Raw genomic sequence first — 18,799 nt, forward strand, 5'->3', positions numbered from 1 at the left:
CGGGCCTACGCTCTTTTCTCCCTCGCCTCACTGGGGTGAGGGGAACGAATTACTCTTCGTTCTCAGACAGCTCGCGCAGATACTGGAAAATCAGGCGCGCGGACTTCGGCGGCTTATTCCCTTCTTTCTCTTTCTTCGCGTTGCGGATCAAGGAACGCAGCTGCTGGCGGTCGGCATCCGGCCACAGGTTCAGCACTTCCGGCACGGCATCATCACCCTGTTCAATCAGACGATCGCGGATCTGCTCCAGCTTATGAAACAGCGCAACCTGCTGGTTGTGGCGGTTTTTCAGCTTGTCCAGCGCCTGGCGGATCGGATCGACGTCGCGCTGACGCAGCATTTTCCCGATAAGCTGAAGCTGGCGACGACGGCCTTCTTTTTTGATTTTCTGTGCCAGTTCAATGGCATCGCGCAGATCCTGGTCGAGCGGGATCTTGTCCAGCGCGTTTTTGCCCAGCTCTACCATTTCCGCGCCAAGCTGTTTTAACTCTTCGGCGTCACGTTTAATTTCACTTTTACTGACCCAGATGATCTCATCATCTTCGTCTTCGATGTCATCACCGGGAACGTCGTCGAGCCAGTCTTCGGGCTGCTTAGTCATGTCAGGCTCCTTAAAAAAAGAGGCTAATGTTACCAGTTAAGACGCGCACTGAAAAACGGTTCTCTGTTAGACTTCAGATAACTCTCTCTTACAGTATGGCATTTGCGATGAAAGTAACCTCACAAGTTGAAGCGCAGCGTAAGATTCTTGAAGAAGCCGTCTCCACCGCGCTGATGCTTGCTTCAGAAAAATCAGATGGCGCCGAAGTGGCGGTCAGCAAAACCACCGGCATCAGCGTGAGTACCCGCTATGGTGAAGTGGAGAATGTAGAATTCAACAGCGATGGCGCGCTTGGGATCACGGTGTATCACCAGAATCGCAAAGGCAGCGCGTCATCCACCGATCTCAGTCCGGATGCCATCGCCCGTACGGTGCAGGCCGCGCTGGATATCGCCCGCTACACCTCGCCGGATCCTTACGCAGGCGTGGCGGATAAAGATCTGCTGGCGTTTGACGCGCCGGATCTCGATCTGTTCCACCCTGCGGAAGTGAGCCCGGACGAAGCGATCGAGCTGGCCGCGCGCGCGGAGCAGGCTTCCCTGCAGGCGGATAAGCGCATCACCAATACCGAAGGCGGCAGCTTCAACAGCCACTACGGCATCAAAGTCTTCGGCAACAGCCACGGCATGCTGCAGGGCTACTGCTCTACCCGCCACTCGCTCTCCAGCTGCGTCATCGCCGAAGAAAACGGTGACATGGAGCGTGACTACGCCTACACCATTGGCCGCGCGCTGGGGGATTTGCAGTCTCCTGAGTGGGTGGGTAAAGAGTGTGCTGAACGTACGCTGTCTCGCCTGTCGCCGCGTAAACTCTCCACCATGAAAGCGCCGGTTATCTTTGCCAACGAAGTGGCGACCGGTCTGTTTGGCCATCTGGTGGGCGCGATTGCGGGCGGCTCCGTTTACCGTAAATCGACCTTCCTGCTCGACTCGCTGGGCAAGCAGATCCTGCCGGAATGGCTGACCATCGAAGAGCATCCGCATCTGCTGAAGGGGCTTGCCTCCACGCCGTTCGACAGCGAAGGCGTGCGCACCGAACGTCGCGATATCGTTAAAGACGGCATTCTGACCCAGTGGCTGCTGACCAACTACTCCGCGCGCAAGCTGGGGCTGAAAAGCACCGGGCACGCGGGCGGCATTCACAACTGGCGTATTGCCGGACAGGGCCTGAACTTTGAGCAGATGCTGAAAGAGATGGGCACCGGTCTGGTGGTCACCGAGCTGATGGGCCAGGGCGTAAGCGGCATCACCGGAGACTACTCGCGCGGCGCGGCGGGCTTCTGGGTGGAAAACGGCGAAATCCAGTATCCGGTGAGCGAAATTACTATCGCCGGCAACCTGAAGGACATGTGGCGCAATATCGTTACGGTCGGTAACGATATTGAAACACGTAGCAATATACAGTGTGGTTCTGTACTTCTGCCGGAAATGAAAATCGCCGGTCAGTAATACCCGTAATGGCGTTTTAATAATAAAAAAGGAAGTGAGCAATGCGTAAACATCTGTTAGCGATCGTCGCGGCTTCAACGCTGGTTCTTGGCTCTTCTGCGTTTGCTGCCGATCTTGAAGACGACATGGGCATCCTCGGGCAAAACCTGAAGGTGGTGCAGAAAACCGACAATGCGGCGGAAATGAAAGACGCGCTGACCAAAATGCGTGAAGCGGCGCTGGACGCACAAAAAGCGACGCCTCCAAAGCTGGAAAGCAAAGCGGCAGACAGCGCAGAGATGAAAGACTACCGCCACGGCTTTGACGTGCTGGTCGGCCAGATCGACGGCGCGCTGAAGCTGGCTAACGAAGGCAAAGTGAAGGAAGCCCAGGCGGCAGCCGAGCAGTTTGTGACGACCCGTAATACGTATCACAAGAAATACCGTTAACCGATCGCGCATCTGACAAACAACCAGCGGGGGCCAGCGGCCCCCGTTTTTTTTACGCGGTAATAAGTAAACCCTATCGCCATCACATTTTTGCGTCACCAGGCCTGAACGTTTCGTTTCCCCGGCGCGCGTTTTGCCGCTGGAATACGTGATATTCATCACGCAAATACCGTCATTAATTCAGATTCACCGCATTTATGTGGCACAGATCACTGCCGCGGCTCGCCTTTCCACTTCGAAGTGGAAAACAACTCGCTACAAACAATTCCCCCCCAACGTTAGTTTTATTCCAGAGCCATTAACGGGGTAAGACCAGTGATTAACGGAGCGGTAATGAACGACGTTGGGGAACAGGCGGAGCAAACAGAACAGCTCGCGAACACCATGCTGCAGCAGGTTTATGCCCTGCTGTCCCGGAACAACATCATCCCCAATGCGGTACAGGAGCAGATGCTCACCTCCCACGTGCGCGCCATGGCGCACCGGTCCGTGACCGGCGAGCCGCTGCCGGAGGTTGAAGCAGAGCTGTTTGACGAAATTTCACCGGATTCAATGCGGCTTGCCCGTGAAGTGGTCGCGCAGTTTGGCAACCTTCCTGATGAAGAAGCCTGGCTGCTCTCCGTTCACTTTGAAGTCGCGAAAGACAACCTTTAAGGAGCAACACATGGAACAGATTACAGTCGTGATTGGCGATCGCCTGGGTAAAGGTCAGAAAGTGGCTGCCGGTGTGGAAAAAGCAGGTGGACGCGCGGTTGTCGTACCGGGCATGGCGGCAGACATGAAGCTCGGCGACATGATGAAAGCAGAAAACGCCACCTTCGGTATTTCCTTTTGCGGCAGCGGCGGTGCGGGTGCCATCACCGCCCAGACCAAATACGGCTACAAGGCCAAATACGGCATGCGTTCCGTGGAAGAGGGCGTGACCGCCATCAACGAAGGCTGCAACGTGCTGGGCTTTGGCTTTATGGATAAAGAAGAGCTGGGCGAGCGTCTGGTGCAGGCGTGGCAGAAGAAATACGGCGCATAAGCATGAAAGAACAGTTCACAACCACGGTGAGAGTGAAGGGGAAGGGCGACGCCAAAGCGCGCGCCTTTGCCGACGCGCTCAACCACGTTCAGGCCGCGGTGATGAAAGCCTCACCGCATATCTTACTGCGTATTGAGCCACAGGATGTGCAGGTCGTTCAGGCGCAAGAAGCGGTGCGTAAAGAAGCGTTTCTGTTCTTCTTTCTGCGCCGGGAAAGACGCACCTACAGCGTGGAGCTGGATGTGACCGTCAACGTGACCGCTATCAATCTTGACCAGGTGGATTTCGTCACGCAACGCTGATTATTCATAAAAGGGCAGACTGATGTTCTTAATTATATTAATAAAATCGCTCATCATTGGCGGCCTGGTTGGCGTCGGTGTCGGAGCCGGGGCTGCACGCATGTTTCATGCGCCTACCACTCAGGGTATGGGCGCGTTTCGTACGTTAGGGGAACTGAACTCCTGTGAAGGGGATCCGGCGTCCCACTTCTCCTTTGGGTTAGGTTTCTTCTTTAACGCCTGGGCCTCTTCCGTAGCCGCAGGTGCCTTCACACAGGACGTTGACCACCGCATCATCCCGAACTGGGGTGCTGCTGCACTGATGATCAAAAACCGTAACGTCGGCGAAACGCTGCACGACCCGCGCAAAATGGCGATTGCCTGCGGCCTGATCGGCATGATTGTCGTGACCTTCCTTAACCTTACCGCCTCCTCCGTGCCGGCTGCCCTTCAGGTCACCGCTGTGAAGGTGCTGGTGCCTGCGGCAAACCTGCTGGTGAACACCGTGATGCCGGTGATCTTCTGGCTGGCGGCCATCGACGCGGGTAAAAAATCGGGCTTCTGGGCCACCATTTTTGGCGGCGCGGCGCAGCTGATTATGGGGAACGCCGTACCGGGCCTGGTGCTGGGGATCCTGATCGGTAAAGGCGTAGAAGAGAGCGGCTGGAACCACGTCACTAAAGTGATGATGGCGGCTATCGTCCTGCTCTTCGTGCTGAGCGGCTTCTTCCGCGGCTTCGACATGAAGATGATTGAATCCTTCCATCTGACCGTGCCGAACTGGCTCGACATGATCCACAACTCGCTCAGCGGTAAATAACAGGAGCCTCTACATGGAACAGAATAAAGGTTTTTGGTATGCCGACTGGTCGTTCCCGATCTTCGTTGGCCTGCTCTCCTCCGGCGTGTTTGCCGGGACGCACATGTACTACCTCTACGGCATCGGCGCGTTTAACGAAGTGGCCTTCGTGGCGATGCTGAAAGCGGGCATTGATACCGGCGTTTACGGCGCGGTGGCGGCGTTTGGCGCGAGCTTCCTGTTCGCCCGTATTATCGAAGGGTCGCTGGTTGGTATTCTCGACATCGGCGGCGCGATCCAGACCGGCGTGGGCCTTGGCGTTCCGGCGCTGCTGCTGGGCGCGGGGATCATGTTCCCGGTGACCAACTTCATTGCTTCGCTAATCACCGGCCTGGTGATTGGCCTGGCGATTGGCTACGTCATCATCCTGGCGCGTAAGTTCACTATCAACCAGAGCAACTCCACCTACGGCGCAGACGTGATGATGGGTGCTGGCAACGCCTCCGGCCGCTTCCTCGGGCCGTTGATTATTCTCAGCGCCATGACCGCCTCCATTCCAATCGGCGTCGGTTCGCTGGTGGGTGCGCTGCTGTTCTACATCTGGCAGAAGCCGATTACCGGTGGCGCTATCCTCGGCGCGATGATTCTGGGCTGGCTGTTCCCGGTCGCCCTTTAATACCCGCGGGCGCTCCGGCGCCCGCCTTTTCAGGAGATCCTCATGTTTGATTTACTCCTGCGCCGCGCGCGCCTCGCCGACGATACCCTGACCGATATCGCGATTCAGGACGGGAAGATTGCCGCGACGGGCGACATTGACGCTCCCGCTCGCAAGACGGTTGATCTTAACGGTGACGTGTTCGTCAGCGCAGGCTGGATTGACTCCCATGTACATTGCTATCCGAATTCCCCGATTTACCACGACGAGCCGGACAGCGTGGGCATTGCCACCGGCGTCACCACCGTAGTGGACGCGGGCAGTACCGGGGCCGACGACGTGGACGATTTCTATGACATCACCCGCAGGGCCTCCACTGAGGTCTTTGCCCTGCTGAACATCTCCCGCGTGGGGCTGATTGCCCAGAACGAGCTGGCCAACATGGCCAATATTGACGCCGACGCGGTGAAGCAGGCGGTGACGCGCCACCCTGATTTTATCGTCGGCCTGAAGGCGCGCATGAGCAGCAGCGTGGTCGGTGAAAACGGCATCACGCCGCTGGAGCGTGCCAAAGCCATTCAGAAAGAGAACGGCGACCTGCCGCTGATGGTTCATATTGGCAACAACCCGCCGAACCTTGACGAGATTGCCGAGCTGCTGAGTTCTGGCGACATTATCACCCACTGCTATAACGGCAAGCCTAACCGCATTCTTACACCGTCCGGCGAGCTGCGCGCCTCCATTTCCTCCGCCCTGAAGCGCGGCGTGCGTCTGGATGTCGGCCACGGTACGGCGAGCTTTAGCTTTGAGGTGGCGAAACGCGCCATCGCGATGGGTATTCTGCCGCACACCATCAGCTCGGATATCTACTGCCGCAACCGCATCAACGGCCCGGTGGGCTCGCTGGCAAGCGTGATGTCGAAGTTTCTCGCCATCGGCATGTCCTTACCGCAGGTGATTGACTGCGTCACCGCGAACGCCGCCGACGGCCTGCGCCTGGCGCGCAAGGGCCGCATTCAGCCGGGTCTCGACGCCGATCTGACGCTATTCACCCTCAAACATCAGCCGACGGTGCTGACGGATGCCGAAAACGACAGCCTGCAGGCTGAACACATTCTGGTGCCGCTTGCCGCGATCCGCGCGGGCAAGGGCTACATGACCGAACAAGGGAGCACGGAACATGCCTTCGATTTATGAGAAGTACCATTTAAAGCAGGTTATCAACACCTCTGGCCGCATGACGGCGCTCGGCGTTTCCACGCCGCGCCCGGAAGTCGTGCAGGCGGCGATGGACGGCATGAATCACTATTTCGAGATGAAGGATCTGGTCAACAAAACCGGGGAATACATCGCGAAGCTGCTGGACGTGGAAGGGGCGACGGTGGTTTCCTGCGCGTCGGCGGGCATTGCCCAGTCCGTGGCGGCGGTGCTGGTAAAAGACAGCGACTGGCTGCTGGAAAACCTGCACGTCACACCGATTGAAAATAACGAAATCGTCCTGCCGAAAGGCCACAACGTGAACTTTGGCGCGCCGGTGGGCACCATGGTGGCGTTGGGCGGCGGCAGGCTGGTGGAAGCGGGCTACGCCAACGAATGTTCCGCCGATCAGCTGGCGGCGGCGATTACCCCGCGCACGGCGGCGATCATGTACATCAAATCTCACCACTGCGTGCAGAAAAGCATGCTCAGCGTCGAGCAGGCGGCGGTTGTCGCACGTAAACACGACTTGCCGCTCATCGTGGATGCCGCGGCGGAAGAAGATCTGCACGCGTACTACCGTTCCGGCGCGGACCTGGTCATCTACAGCGGCGCGAAGGCGATCGAAGGCCCAACCAGCGGTCTGGTGATCGGCAAAACCCGGTACGTTGAGTGGGTTAAGCGCCAGACGGCAGGCATTGGCCGCGCGATGAAGGTCGGCAAAGAGGGCATTCTCGGCCTGACCTGCGCCATCGAACACTACCTGACGGCCACTAAAGAGAGCGGCGCCGAGATGGTGGCGAAAATGACGCCGTTTATCGAGGCGCTCAATACCCTGAACGGCGTTAGCGCACGTGTGGTCTGGGACAGCGCCGGACGCGATATTGCCCGCACCGAGATTAAGTTCGACGAAGTCACGACCGGCGTCGGCACGGGCGATCTGGTGGCGAAGCTGAAGCAGGGCGAATACGCCATTTACTTCCGTGGCTACAAGGCCAACGAAGGGATAATCGAAGCGGACGTGCGCAGCGTAAATGCTGACCAGCTGAACATCGTGTACCGCCGCATTAGCGAAGTATTAGGACAGGAGAAAAACGCATGAAACTGACCCCCAACTTTTACCGTGACCGCGTCTGCCTGAACGTGCTGGCTGGCTCAAAGGCCAACGCCAGCGCCATCTACGAGGCGGCGGAAGGCCACGTGCTGGTGGGCGTGCTCTCCAAAAACTACCCGGACGTGGCGAGCGCTGTTGCCGATATGCGCGAATACGCGAAGCTGATTGATAACGCGCTGTCTGTTGGGCTGGGCGCGGGCGACCCAAACCAGTCGGCGATGGTGAGTGAAATCTCCCGCCAGGTGCAGCCGCAGCACGTTAACCAGGTCTTTACCGGCGTGGCCACCAGCCGCGCGCTGCTGGGGCAGAATGAGTCCGTGGTCAACGGTCTGGTCTCTCCGACAGGCACCGTTGGCATGGTAAAAATCTCCACCGGCCCGCTGAGCAGCAAAGCGCCGGACGGTATCGTGCCGGTTGATACCGCGATTGCCCTGCTGAAAGATTTCGGCGGCAGCTCCATCAAATACTTCCCGATGGGCGGCCTCAAGTGCCGTGACGAGTACAAGGCGGTAGCGGAAGCCTGCGCCCGCCACGACTTCTGGCTGGAGCCGACCGGAGGTATCGATCTGGAAAACTATGAGGAGATCCTGCAGATCGCCCTCGACGCGGGCGTGAGCAAAATCATCCCGCATATCTACAGCTCGATTATCGACAAAGCCAGCGGCGATACGCGTCCGGAAGACGTGCGTACGCTGCTGGCGATGACGAAGAAGCTGGTTAAATAAAACAAAACTAAACCGCACATACCTGAAGGAGCCACCATGCACACCCGTACCCTGCTTGTCGCTTCACTCTCAATGTTCGCCACCGCCGCTGTCGCCCAGACGCAATACGCCTGGGTGGGCACCTATAATCCGAACGGTGAAGGGCTGTACCGTTTTACTGTTAACCCGCAAACCGGCGCGCTGAAAGATAAAGCGCTGGTGAGCAAACTGCCGAATGCGGCGCAGTTGACCCTTTCACGGGACGGCAGAACGCTGTATCTGGCAAGTGAAGTAGAGCAGGGCGTGGTGCAGGCGCTGCGCGTCGGCGATAACGGTGAGCTGAGCGAGCTGAATCAGGTGGCCTCCGGCGGTGCGGGACCGGTGTATCTCTCCCTGACGCCGAACGGCAAGCATCTTCTGGTGGCGAACTACGTCAGCGGATCGATTGCCATTTTACCCGTCAACGCAGACGGCAGCCTGGGTGAAGCCACGGACAAACGTCAGGATCAAGGCGAACCAGGCGCGGCGAAGCCGGAAGCTGCCGTCGAGGGCAGTTTCGCGATCAGCGATCATAACGGCCCGCATGCGCACATGATCGCCGCCGATCCGAGCGGGAAATACGTGTTTTCGACCGATCTTGGGCTGGATCGCATCTATCAGTACCGCTTTGACGATCGGACAGGAAAGCTGACGCCGAACGATCCGCCGTTTATCAGCGCCTCCTCAAAAGGGGCCGGGCCGCGCCACTTTGTCTTTACGCCGAAGGGCGATGCCCTGTGGCTGATTAACGAAGAGGCGTCTACGCTCACCCGGTATACCGTGAACGCCAACGGCACCTTAAAAGAGGGCAAAACGCTTTCAGCCCTGCCTGAAGGTTACAAAGGCACCAGCTTTGCTGCCGGTCTGGCGTTAAGCGATGATGGCAAACAGCTGTATGTGGCTAACCGTTTGCATAACAGCATCGGGCACTTTACCGTAACGGCGGAGGGCACGCTGACGCATCAGGATGACGTATGGACCCGTGGTGATTACCCGCGCACCCTGACGCTTGATAAGCAGGGACGCTGGCTGTACGTCATGAACCAGCGCAGCGACAACATTACCCGTTTCCGCGTGGCGCAGGACGGGAAATTGAGCTTCGAACCGGACTATACCCCGGTCGGCAGCCCATCCCAGATGGTCATTTCACCTTAAGCCGTAAGAGGACAACGACGTGCGATTTCCGAACCAACGTTTAGCGCAACTTTTCGAACTGTTGCAAAACGAGACGCTGCCGCAGGACGAACTGGCGCAGCGGCTGTCGGTTTCCACGCGAACCGTCCGTGCCGATATCACCGCCCTGAACGCGCTGCTGGCAAGCCACGGCGCGCAGTTTATCTTGAGCCGGGGCAACGGCTATCAGCTCAAAATAGATGATGCCCAGCGCTACCAGCAGCTACAGGCATCCCACCCGCGCGCGCTGCGTATCCCGCGGACCGGTCCGGAGCGCGTGCATTATCTGGTGGTGCGTTTTTTGACCTCGGCATTTTCTCTTAAGCTGGAGGATCTGGCGGACGAGTGGTTTGTCAGCCGCGCCACGCTGCAAAGCGACATGGCCGAAGTCCGCGAGTGGTTCCATCGCTATAACCTGACGCTGGAAACGCGTCCGCGCCACGGCATGAAGCTGTTTGGCAGCGAGATGTCGACCCGCGCGTGCCTGACCGATCTGCTCTGGGAGCTGGCGCAGCAGGACAGCCTGAACCCGCTGGTGACCGACGTGGCGCTAAATGCGGGTGTGGCGGAGCAGATGGTGCCGGTGCTGCACGACGCCCTGACGCGTCACCACATTCGCCTGACCGATGAAGGCGAGCTGTTCCTGCGCCTGTACTGCGCGGTGTCGGTACGGCGCATCAGCGAGGGCTATCCGCTGCCGGAATTCCACGCCGAAGACGTGGAAGAGAACGTGCGCGAGGCGGCTAAGGATATCGCCGTCACCATCCAGCAGCTGGCGGGCAAGGCGCTTTCGCCATCAGAGGAGAGCTGGCTGTGCGTGCACATTGCGGCGCGGCAGATTCAGGAGATCGCGCCTAGCGCCATTAACGCTGACGACGACGAGGCGCTGGTCAACTACATCCTGCGCTATATCAACACTCACTATAACTACAACCTGCTCAGCGACGCGCAGCTGCACGCGGATCTGCTCACGCACATCAAAACCATGATCACCCGCGTGCGGTATCAAATCATGATCCCCAATCCGCTGCTGGATAACATCAAGCAGCACTACCCGATGGCGTGGGATATGACGCTGGCGGCGGTGTCGAGCTGGGGCAAATACACGCCGTATGCGATCAGCGAAAACGAGATTGGCTTCCTGGTGCTGCATATTGGCGTCGGGCTGGAGCGCCACTACAACATCGGCTACCAGCGCCAGCCGCGAGTGCTGCTGGTATGCGACGCCGGTAACGCGATGGTCCGCATGATTGAGGCGGTGCTGCAGCGTAAATATCCGCAGATTGAGGTGACGCGCACGCTCACCCTGCGCGAGTACGAGGTTGCGGAAACCATTGGCGAAGACTTTGTGATAGCCACCGCACGCGTCAGCGAAAAGTCGAAACCGGTAGTAACGATCGCCCCGTTCCCGACCGACTATCAGTTAGAACAGATTGGCAAACTGGTGCTCGTGGACCGCACCCGCCCGTGGATGCTGGATAAATACTTCGACGCGGCCCATTTCCGCATTATCGACAAGCCAATCGATCAGCAGACGCTCTTCCGCGAGCTGTGTGAACAGCTTGAGGCAGAAGGCTTTGTCGGCGCGGAGTTTCTGGATTCGGTTGTTGAGCGTGAAGCCATCGTCAGCACCATGCTCGGCGACGGCATTGCGCTCCCGCACTCCCTCGGCCTGCTGGCGCAGAAAACGGTGGTCTACACCGTGCTCGCCCCGCAAGGCGTTCAGTGGGGCGACGAAACCGCGCACGTTATCTTCCTGCTCGCCATCAGCAAAAGCGAGTACGAAGAGGCGATGGCGATTTACGATATCTTCGTCACCTTCCTGCGCGAGCGGGCGATGTCGCGGCTCTCTAGCTGCGGAGATTTTGCCGGGTTTAAGGCGGTGGCTATGGAGAGTTTGAGTCGGTTTTGAGGTAAGGGCGGACGGATAACATCCGCCTTTGCTCATCGCAGATGATGCACTACCTGGTTACTGCTGCCGCGCCAGATCAAAGACGGGTCTTTTAAATCCTGCACGAACTTGCCGTCGACCAGCACGTTAATCAGATCCACCACTTCCATCTGCTGCGTATTCAGTTCATCCAGCCTGTAGCCTGTCCAGACCCAGATATCTTTTCCCGCACACTCTGCACGAATGCGCTTCACCAGCTTCAGGATATCCGGCACGTTTTGCGGGTGCAGCGGATCGCCGCCGGAGAGCGAAATCCCCTGGCGGTGAATACGCGTGTCATTCAGGTCGCTGATGATTTTATCTTCAATCTCCGCGGTGAACGGCATGCCAGAATTGAGTCGCCAGGTGCTTTTGTTGTAGCAGCCGGGGCATTCATGGACGCAGCCTGAAACAAACAGGGTGCAGCGGGTGCCGGGGCCGTTGACGATGTCGACAGGGTAGTACTGGTGATAGTTCATAGCGAATAACCACGCCGGGTGGCGCTGCGCTTACCCGGCCTACAAAAGAGAGCGGTCCGTAGGCCCGGTAAGCGCAGCGCCACCGGGCATTAACGTGGCTGAGGATTAACCGATCTGCCCATTCCCCAAATGCTTCACGCGACGCCTCACCTCTTCCTGCTTGCCGGCGTTAAACGGACGCGCGTCCGGGCTACCGAGATAGCCGCATACGCGACGGGTCACGGATACGCGGGCCGCATCGTGGTTGCCGCATTTCGGGCAGGTGAAGCCTTTACTGGTACATTCAAACTCACCGGTAAAGCCGCATTCGTAGCATTCGTCGATGGGCGTGTTGGTCCCGTAATACGGCACGTGCTGGTAGCTGTAATCCCACACGTCCTCCAGCGCCTTCAGGTTGTGCTGAATGTTCGGGTACTCGCCGTAGCAGATGAAGCCGCCGCTGGCGATCGGCGGATACGCCGCTTCGAAGTCGATCTTGTCGTACGGGTTGACCTTCTTCTCGACGTCGAGGTGGAAGCTGTTGGTGTAATACCCTTTGTCGGTCACGCCTTCCACAATCCCGAACTCAGCGGTGTCCAGACGGCAGAAGCGGTCGCACAGGTTCTCACTCGGCGTGCTGTAGAGGCTAAATCCGTAGCCAGTTTCCTCTTTCCACTGGTCTACCGCGTCGCGCAGGCGCTGAACGATGGCGATCCCTTTTTCGCGCAGGGCTTCGCTGTCGTACATGTGCGTGTCGCCAAACAGCGCGTTGATGGTTTCGTGAATACCGATATAGCCCAGCGAAATGGACGCGCGACCGTTTTTGAAGATCTCAGACACGTCATCGTCCGCTTTCAGGCGTACGCCACAGGCCCCTTCCATATAAAGGATCGGCGCGACGCGGGCTTTCACCCCTTCCAGACGGGCGATACGGGTCATCAGCGCCTTACGCGCCAGCTGCAGACGTTCATCCAGTAGTTTCCAGAACTCAGCTTCATTACCTTTCGCCTCCAGCGCGATGCGCGGCAGGTTGAGGCTGATGACGCCCAGGTTGTTGCGCCCGTCGTGGATCTGCTCGCCGTTTTCATCCTCGTACACGCCGAGGAAGCTGCGGCAGCCCATTGGCGTTTTAAACGAACCGGTAACTTTCACAACCTGGTCGTAGTTCAGGATGTCCGGATACATGCGCTTGCTCGCGCACTCCAGCGCCAGCTGTTTTATGTCGTAGTTCGGATCGCCAAACTTGTGGTTGAGGCCGTCGCGGATGGCGAACACCAGTTTCGGGAACACCGCCGTTTTGCGGTTCTTGCCGAGGCCGGAAATACGGTTGCGAAGGATCGACTGCTGGATCAGGCGTGATTCCCAGCTGGTGCCCAGGCCAAAACCGAAGGTCACAAACGGCGTCTGGCCGTTGGCGGTGTGCAGCGTGTTCACCTCATATTCCAGCGACTGGAAGGCATCGTAGCACTCTTTCTCGGTGCGGGAATGGGCGTAGCCGTCAGCGTCCGGGATCTGCCACTCTTCGGCCGTTTTACGATGCTTGTTGAAGCTTGCCGTCACGAACGGGGCCAGCACTTCATCAATGCGGTTAATGGTGGTGCCGCCATAAATATGGCTGGCGACCTGGGCGATGATCTGCGCCGTGACCGCGGTGGCGGTGGAGATGGATTTTGGCGGTTCAATCTCTGCGTTACCCATTTTAAAACCGTGGGTCAGCATCCCTTTCAGGTCGATCAGCATGCAATTGAACATCGGGAAGAACGGCGAATAGTCGAGATCGTGGTAGTGAATTTCGCCGCGCTCGTGCGCAGAGACTACGTCGCGCGGCAGCAGATGCTGACGGGCATAGTGTTTGGCGACGATGCCGGCCAGCAGGTCGCGCTGGGTCGGGATCACTTTACTGTCTTTGTTGGCGTTTTCATTGAGCAGGGCAGAGTTGGTCTGCTCTACCAGACCACGGATCTCCTGGTTCAGACGCCCGCGCTTCTCACGCTGCACGTCACGATCGTGGCGGTACTCAATGTAGGCGCGCGCCAGCTGCTTGTAAGGCCCCGCCATCAGCTGGTTCTCAACCGCGGTCTGGATCTCGTTGATATCGACCTGGCTGCGTTCGTTCATCTGGCTGCTAACGACTTCTGCGACGGTGGCGCAGTAATCTGCGTCATCGACTCCCGCTGCTTTAGCTGCACGCAGAATGGCTTCCTGGATGCGCTCTGATTTAAACGGCACTTTACAGCCATCACGTTTCATCACATGCGGTGTCATGATCACTCCATTTTTTGAAAACAGGTTATCCACAGAGGTGGAGAAGTCTTCTCCGGGCGTATTCCCCGCCAGGCCAAAGACTTCCCGCGTTCCCAGCTCGTGTTATCCACAATTCCGGCCAGCGTAAGCGCCGTCTTGTTGTTGGAATAGTAGACGATAAATACAAGATGTTGGGTTGGCGTGCATTTTAAGTGCTACATATAGTGATTTGCATCAAACATGTTTGCGATTTATTTGATGCAGAACAAAGTAAAAAAACGAGAGTACAAACGACGGGCGCTTCAGCGATTGTAAAGGCGCGAGAGAAAAATCTGATTAATTACTCAACAAAAACAGTTAAGTAAGCCGGGTGCTGAGCCACACCCGGCAGGGAATGCTACTGCTGTAACCACCAGACGGCTTCAAACGGACGCAGCGACGTCGTTTGCGGTGTCGGGTAGTTACTCATCAGCACCTGCAACTTACCGCTGAGAAGGTCTGTCTGCCATTCCTGAGGCGTATTACTCAGGTTTGCCGCAACAATCAGGGTCTGTCCCTGCCACTGGCGGCGATAGCACCACAGAGAAGGATGCTCCGGCAGGAGATCTTCATAATCTCCCCACGTCAGCACCGGCAGGGTTTTGCGCAGGCTAATCAGCGACTGATAGGTATAGAAGACGGAATCCGCATCGTCGAGCGCCGAGCGGGCGTTCACGGTTTCGTAATTATCGCAGACACCAATCCACGGTTCGCCCTCGGTAAAGCCCGCGTTGTGCGACGCGTCCCACTGCATTGGGGTTCGCCCGTTGTCGCGAGACTTACTCGCCAGAATCGCCAGTAATTCATCCGGCTCGCGGCCGCTGGCGCGCAGTTCCGCGAACATGTTCAGGCTTTCCACGTCGCGGTAATCGGTGATGCGGCTGAAGTGCGGGTTGGTCATGCCAAGCTCTTCACCCTGATAGATATACGGCGTGCCCTGCATGCCGTGCAGCACCATGCCGAGCATCTTCGCGGCGTAAACCCGGTATTCTCCTTCGTCACCGAAGCGCGACACGATGCGCGGCTGATCGTGGTTACACCAGAACAGCGCGTTCCAGGCTTTGTTGTGCATCCCCTGCTGCCAGTGGCGGAAGAGGGTTTTGAGCGCCACGAAGTCCGGCTTCGCCAGCGTCCACTTTTCGCCGCCCGGGTAGTCCACCTTCAGGTGGTGGAAGTTAAAGGTCATCGACAGCTCGCGCCCGTCGAGCGACGCGTACTGCTGGCAGTTTTCCAGCGAGGTCGAGGACATCTCGCCCACCGTCATCAGGTTGCGCGGGGTGAAGACGTCGCGGCTCATTTCCTGCAGATATTCGTGGATGCGCGGCCCGTCTGTGTAGAAGCGGCGACCGTCGCCCGTCTCGTCATTCGGGAAATCCTGATCTTTCGAAATCAGGTTAATGACGTCGAGGCGCAAGCCGTCGACACCGCGGTCGGCCCAGAACTCGCACACCTTTTTCAGCTCGGCGCGCACCGCCGGGTTTTCCCAGTTGAGATCGGCCTGCTCCGGCGCGAAAAGGTGCAGGTAATACTGCTCGCTCTCCGCGTGCCAGCGCCAGGCGTTGCCGCCAAACTTGGAGCGCCAGTTATTGGGCAACTGCTCCGGCGTGCCGTCTCGCCAGATGTAGAACTGGCGGTACGGGCTCGCTTTGTTCAGCGATTCGCGGAACCAGGCGTGCTGCGTGGAGGTGTGGTTAAACACCATGTCCAGCACGATGCGAATGCCGCGCGCGTGCGCCTCAGCGACCAGCTCGTCGAAATCATCCAGCGTGCCGTAGGCCGGGTCGATGGCGGTGTAGTTTGCCACGTCGTAGCCGTTGTCCACCTGCGGGGAGATATAAAACGGCGTCAGCCAGATGGCGTCGATGCCGAGGGTTTTCAGGTAGTCCAGACGCTGCGTCACGCCGCGCAGATCGCCGGTGCCGCTGCCGGTGGTGTCCTGGAAACTCTTGGGGTAAATCTGGTAGATAACGCCGTTTTGCCACCAGTGAGGAAGGGTATTCATAGTGTGTTCCTGCAAATGCGAAGGGGCGCAACTGCGCCCCGAAAGAGAGAGTTAAACAATCTGCAGCGAGCCCTGACGGAACTTACGCTGGTAAACCACGGTGGTCAGCGCCATTGGGACGATAATGGCGATGGCCATTGCCAGGGCGAACACCTGCCAGTAAGCGGGCTGGATGGAGAGGATGCCCGGCAGGCCGCCGACGCCAATCCCGTTTGCCATTACGCCGTTCAGTCCGCACACCAGGCCAGCCAGACCGGAACCGATCATCGCGCAGAGCATCGGGAAGCGGTATTTCAGGTTGATACCGTACATCGCCGGTTCGGTGACGCCGAGGTAGGCGGAGATGGCCGCCGGAACGGAGATCTCGCGTTCGTTGTGCTTGCGGCTGACGATAATGATGCCGGTCACCGCTGACGCCTGAGCAATGTTAGACAGGGCGATAATCGGCCAGACCGGTGTGCCGCCGAGGCTCTGGATCATCTGCATATCAATGGCTAGCGTGGTCTGATGCACGCCGGTGATCACCAGCGGGGCGTACAGGAAGCCAAACAGCGCGGCACCGATTGGCGCGAAGCTGCCGGTCATCAGGTGACGCACCGCGAAGGCCACGCCGTCGCCAATCATGCGGCCAAACGGACCGATAAAGGCGTGCGCCAGAAACACCGCCAGGATCAGCGAGCAGACCGGCACCACCACCAGATAGAGGTAATCCGGCACGATGCGTTTCAGGCGCGTTTCAATAAAGCCCAGCGCTAGACCCGCCAGCAGGGCCGGAATGACCTGAGCCTGATAGCCCACTTTGGCGATGGTAAACAGGCCGAAGTTCCACACCTCAGGCACCTGCTGACCAAGTAAGTAAGCGTTCATTAACTGTGGAGAGACCAGCGTGACGCCCAGCACGATTCCGAGAATCGGCGTGCCGCCCATTTTACGCACCGCGGACCAGCAAATCCCGACCGGCAGATAGAAGAAGATCGCCTCGCCAATCAGCCACAGGAAATCGTAAACGGTTTTCAGCGCCGGATACATCTGCGCCAGGGTTTTACCGTCGCTCATCGGCACATCGCCGATGACGTTACGGAAGCCTAAGATCAAGCCTCCGCTGATCAGCGCGGGCAGCAGCGGGAAGAAAATTTCCGCGAAGTGGGAAATCAGCTGCTCGTGCCACTTCATGTTCTGGCGCGCGGCCTTCTTCGCCTGCTCTTTATCGGCGGAGGAGTGCCCGGTTGTCGCCAGCAGAGCCTGATAGTAATCGCCCACTTCGGTACCAATCACGACCTGGAACTGACCGGCGTTGGTGAAGCAGCCTTTGACCATGGAAAGTTCTTCAATGGCCTTCGGGTTGGCTTTGGCCGGATCGTTCAGCACGAAGCGCAGGCGGGTAATGCAATGGCTGACGGTGGCGATGTTTTCGCGGCCGCCGACCAGGACGATCAGCCGATCGATATCTGCTTGTTTGACTTTACTCATCATGAAACCTCATGACAGATGGTGAGGGGGGGAATGACCTGAGCGCAAGCCTACTCCTTCAGCGTGACGGCGAAAATGGGAACGTTCCCGAAATCGGGCGAAGATCACAATAATCTGTTTTATGGCGATTACGAAAGGTGAGCGGGAATGACGATCTGACGCGGCTCAGCGCGCCCGTTTATCTGCTCGATCAGCTGCGCGGCGGCCTGTCTGCCGGATTCGGCGTAGCCCGGGTCGACGGTGATGATCTCCGGGTGCAGGAACTTCATCAGCGGCGTGCTGCCGACGCTCGCCACCTGCAGGTTATCGATACGCTGCTCCTGCAGATATTTGCTGGCACCCAGTGCAAGGGTATCCGTGGCGCACACCAGCGCGGTGGTCTGCGGCGTCAGTACGCTGGCGACCTGCTCGTAGCCCTGCTTCATGCCCAGACCCGGCAGGGAGGCCACGGCGGAAAGATTGTGCTTTTTGCAAAAGGCCAGGTAGGCCTCATGACGACGCTTGCCGGTGGTGACGTCCGCGTGCGGGACGCCGAGGAAGCTGATGTGGCGATGGCCTTCGTCAAACAGGCGCTGCATCAGGGTGATAATCGCGCCCTCGTCGTCATAGCAGACGGAGGCAAACCCGTGGGCATCGCGTGCCAGCAGAACCAGCGACGGCTGCCAGGGTTTTAGCATCTCGTCTTTGATGCCGGTAAAGCCGAACAGCACCACGCCGTCAATGTTGCGCCGCTGGAGCATGCCCAGATGCTCTTCCACCAGCTGTGGCGAGAACTGGCTCTCCATCATGATCGGATCATATCCCTGCTCGTAGAAGGCGGGCAGCATCGTCTGCACGGCGAGGTTTTCAGACAGAGAGTCCAGACGCGAGACAATGATGGCGACGACTTTGTCACTCTGCCCGCGCATGGCGCGCGCGGAGCGGGAAGGGGAAAAACCGTGCTGATTCATAACCGCCTCGACGCGCTCGCGGGTGCGTTCGCTGACGCCGCTTTCGTTATTCAGCACGCGTGAGACGGTCGATTTCCCCACGCCGCTTAAACGCGCGATGTCTTTAATCGTAAGACGGTTCTGCATGCTGTATTCCCTGTAACAACGACGATGTAGTGAATTGAGCCTAATGCTATAGCGCGATTTCGCTATGGGCAAAGTCTGGTTTACTTTCGGTTTATTTGCAGGGGGGTATAATAC

At 58.3% G+C, this 18,799-nt stretch carries 18 protein-coding genes; 12 read left to right on the plus strand and 6 right to left on the minus strand.

The features are described 5' to 3' along the window. Positions 1-49: 49 nt before the first annotated feature. Entirely contained in the window at positions 50-601 is a 552-nt protein-coding gene (gene yjgA, locus F0319_RS15520) for a ribosome biogenesis factor YjgA (protein ID WP_008501414.1), read from the minus strand. A gap of 95 nt (positions 602-696) precedes the next feature. Between yjgA and pmbA the strand changes: the two genes are divergently transcribed. The 12 genes from pmbA (at position 697) to F0319_RS15580 (ending at position 11,378) form a co-directional block, all read left to right on the plus strand. After that, on the plus strand, positions 697-2,049 hold the full coding sequence (gene pmbA, locus F0319_RS15525; protein WP_047652092.1) for a metalloprotease PmbA: 1,353 nt from the start codon (positions 697-699) through the stop codon (positions 2,047-2,049). Between the two features lie 41 nt (positions 2,050-2,090). Continuing rightward, entirely contained in the window at positions 2,091-2,477 is a 387-nt protein-coding gene (cybC, locus tag F0319_RS15530; protein ID WP_008501412.1) for a cytochrome b562, read from the plus strand. A 315-nt stretch (positions 2,478-2,792) separates the two neighbouring features. After that, entirely contained in the window at positions 2,793-3,131 is a 339-nt protein-coding gene (locus F0319_RS15535) for a glycine dehydrogenase (RefSeq protein ID WP_115876605.1), read from the plus strand. 10 nt (positions 3,132-3,141) lie between these two features. After that, positions 3,142-3,504 (plus strand): SFCGS family glycine-rich protein, encoded by a 363-nt coding sequence (locus F0319_RS15540; protein ID WP_010427372.1) that lies wholly within the window; start codon positions 3,142-3,144, stop codon positions 3,502-3,504. Between the two features lie 2 nt (positions 3,505-3,506). Further along, positions 3,507-3,806 carry a DUF4312 family protein gene (locus F0319_RS15545; RefSeq protein ID WP_006810338.1) on the plus strand — a complete coding sequence of 100 codons (300 nt, stop codon included), beginning with the start codon at positions 3,507-3,509 and terminating at the stop codon, positions 3,804-3,806. A 22-nt stretch (positions 3,807-3,828) separates the two neighbouring features. Continuing rightward, on the plus strand, positions 3,829-4,605 hold the full coding sequence (locus F0319_RS15550; protein WP_024907277.1) for a DUF4311 domain-containing protein: 777 nt from the start codon (positions 3,829-3,831) through the stop codon (positions 4,603-4,605). A 13-nt stretch (positions 4,606-4,618) separates the two neighbouring features. After that, positions 4,619-5,260, plus strand: coding sequence for a DUF4310 family protein (locus F0319_RS15555; protein ID WP_003856081.1), 642 nt, complete (start codon positions 4,619-4,621; stop codon positions 5,258-5,260). A gap of 42 nt (positions 5,261-5,302) precedes the next feature. After that, the gene (locus tag F0319_RS15560) at positions 5,303-6,436 is read left to right on the plus strand and encodes an amidohydrolase/deacetylase family metallohydrolase (RefSeq protein WP_149367322.1); all 1,134 of its coding nucleotides are present in this window, start codon (positions 5,303-5,305) and stop codon (positions 6,434-6,436) included. Continuing rightward, on the plus strand, positions 6,420-7,538 hold the full coding sequence (locus F0319_RS15565) for a DgaE family pyridoxal phosphate-dependent ammonia lyase (RefSeq protein WP_149367323.1): 1,119 nt from the start codon (positions 6,420-6,422) through the stop codon (positions 7,536-7,538). Before F0319_RS15560 ends, F0319_RS15565 begins: the two co-directional genes overlap by 17 nt. Continuing rightward, the gene (gene dagF, locus F0319_RS15570) at positions 7,535-8,275 is read left to right on the plus strand and encodes a 2-dehydro-3-deoxy-phosphogluconate aldolase (protein WP_149367324.1); all 741 of its coding nucleotides are present in this window, start codon (positions 7,535-7,537) and stop codon (positions 8,273-8,275) included. Before F0319_RS15565 ends, dagF begins: the two co-directional genes overlap by 4 nt. Before the next feature lie 36 nt (positions 8,276-8,311). Then, positions 8,312-9,448: a lactonase family protein gene (locus F0319_RS15575; RefSeq protein ID WP_149367325.1), complete on the plus strand. Its 1,137-nt coding sequence runs from the start codon at positions 8,312-8,314 to the stop codon at positions 9,446-9,448. 19 nt (positions 9,449-9,467) lie between these two features. After that, positions 9,468-11,378 carry a BglG family transcription antiterminator gene (locus F0319_RS15580; RefSeq protein WP_111965357.1) on the plus strand — a complete coding sequence of 637 codons (1,911 nt, stop codon included), beginning with the start codon at positions 9,468-9,470 and terminating at the stop codon, positions 11,376-11,378. A 32-nt stretch (positions 11,379-11,410) separates the two neighbouring features. On the opposite strand, the gene nrdG is transcribed toward F0319_RS15580, so the two are convergent. The 5 genes from nrdG to treR form a co-directional block, all read right to left on the minus strand. Continuing rightward, positions 11,411-11,875 (minus strand): anaerobic ribonucleoside-triphosphate reductase-activating protein, encoded by a 465-nt coding sequence (gene nrdG / locus F0319_RS15585; protein ID WP_111965356.1) that lies wholly within the window; start codon positions 11,873-11,875, stop codon positions 11,411-11,413. Positions 11,876-11,980: 105 nt separating this feature from the next. Next, positions 11,981-14,119 carry an anaerobic ribonucleoside-triphosphate reductase gene (gene nrdD / locus F0319_RS15590; RefSeq protein ID WP_149367326.1) on the minus strand — a complete coding sequence of 713 codons (2,139 nt, stop codon included), beginning with the start codon at positions 14,117-14,119 and terminating at the stop codon, positions 11,981-11,983. A gap of 376 nt (positions 14,120-14,495) precedes the next feature. Further along, a complete protein-coding gene (gene treC / locus F0319_RS15595; RefSeq protein WP_149367327.1) occupies positions 14,496-16,139 on the minus strand; it encodes an alpha,alpha-phosphotrehalase in 1,644 nt (547 codons plus the stop codon). Between the two features lie 51 nt (positions 16,140-16,190). Continuing rightward, the gene (treB, locus tag F0319_RS15600) at positions 16,191-17,609 is read right to left on the minus strand and encodes a PTS trehalose transporter subunit IIBC (RefSeq protein ID WP_029739268.1); all 1,419 of its coding nucleotides are present in this window, start codon (positions 17,607-17,609) and stop codon (positions 16,191-16,193) included. Positions 17,610-17,737: 128 nt separating this feature from the next. After that, positions 17,738-18,685 carry a trehalose operon repressor TreR gene (treR, locus tag F0319_RS15605; RefSeq protein ID WP_032651468.1) on the minus strand — a complete coding sequence of 316 codons (948 nt, stop codon included), beginning with the start codon at positions 18,683-18,685 and terminating at the stop codon, positions 17,738-17,740. Between the last annotated feature and the right edge of the window lie 114 nt (positions 18,686-18,799).

It is taken from the genome of Enterobacter vonholyi, assembly GCF_008364555.1.
Lineage (GTDB): Bacteria > Pseudomonadota > Gammaproteobacteria > Enterobacterales > Enterobacteriaceae > Enterobacter > Enterobacter vonholyi.

What these genes read in the sequence shown, in the direction of transcription:
- yjgA (WP_008501414.1), bottom strand. Translation starts at nt 601, where the DNA reads ATGACTAAGCAGCCCGAAGACTGGCTCGACGACGTTCCCGGTGATGAC.
- pmbA (WP_047652092.1), top strand. Translation starts at nt 697, where the DNA reads ATGGCATTTGCGATGAAAGTAACCTCACAAGTTGAAGCGCAGCGTAAG.
- cybC (WP_008501412.1), top strand. Translation starts at nt 2,091, where the DNA reads ATGCGTAAACATCTGTTAGCGATCGTCGCGGCTTCAACGCTGGTTCTT.
- F0319_RS15540 (WP_010427372.1), top strand. Translation starts at nt 3,142, where the DNA reads ATGGAACAGATTACAGTCGTGATTGGCGATCGCCTGGGTAAAGGTCAG.
- F0319_RS15545 (WP_006810338.1), top strand. Translation starts at nt 3,507, where the DNA reads ATGAAAGAACAGTTCACAACCACGGTGAGAGTGAAGGGGAAGGGCGAC.
- F0319_RS15550 (WP_024907277.1), top strand. Translation starts at nt 3,829, where the DNA reads ATGTTCTTAATTATATTAATAAAATCGCTCATCATTGGCGGCCTGGTT.
- F0319_RS15555 (WP_003856081.1), top strand. Translation starts at nt 4,619, where the DNA reads ATGGAACAGAATAAAGGTTTTTGGTATGCCGACTGGTCGTTCCCGATC.
- F0319_RS15560 (WP_149367322.1), top strand. Translation starts at nt 5,303, where the DNA reads ATGTTTGATTTACTCCTGCGCCGCGCGCGCCTCGCCGACGATACCCTG.
- F0319_RS15565 (WP_149367323.1), top strand. Translation starts at nt 6,420, where the DNA reads ATGCCTTCGATTTATGAGAAGTACCATTTAAAGCAGGTTATCAACACC.
- dagF (WP_149367324.1), top strand. Translation starts at nt 7,535, where the DNA reads ATGAAACTGACCCCCAACTTTTACCGTGACCGCGTCTGCCTGAACGTG.
- F0319_RS15575 (WP_149367325.1), top strand. Translation starts at nt 8,312, where the DNA reads ATGCACACCCGTACCCTGCTTGTCGCTTCACTCTCAATGTTCGCCACC.
- nrdG (WP_111965356.1), bottom strand. Translation starts at nt 11,875, where the DNA reads ATGAACTATCACCAGTACTACCCTGTCGACATCGTCAACGGCCCCGGC.
- nrdD (WP_149367326.1), bottom strand. Translation starts at nt 14,119, where the DNA reads ATGACACCGCATGTGATGAAACGTGATGGCTGTAAAGTGCCGTTTAAA.
- treC (WP_149367327.1), bottom strand. Translation starts at nt 16,139, where the DNA reads ATGAATACCCTTCCTCACTGGTGGCAAAACGGCGTTATCTACCAGATT.
- treB (WP_029739268.1), bottom strand. Translation starts at nt 17,609, where the DNA reads ATGAGTAAAGTCAAACAAGCAGATATCGATCGGCTGATCGTCCTGGTC.
- treR (WP_032651468.1), bottom strand. Translation starts at nt 18,685, where the DNA reads ATGCAGAACCGTCTTACGATTAAAGACATCGCGCGTTTAAGCGGCGTG.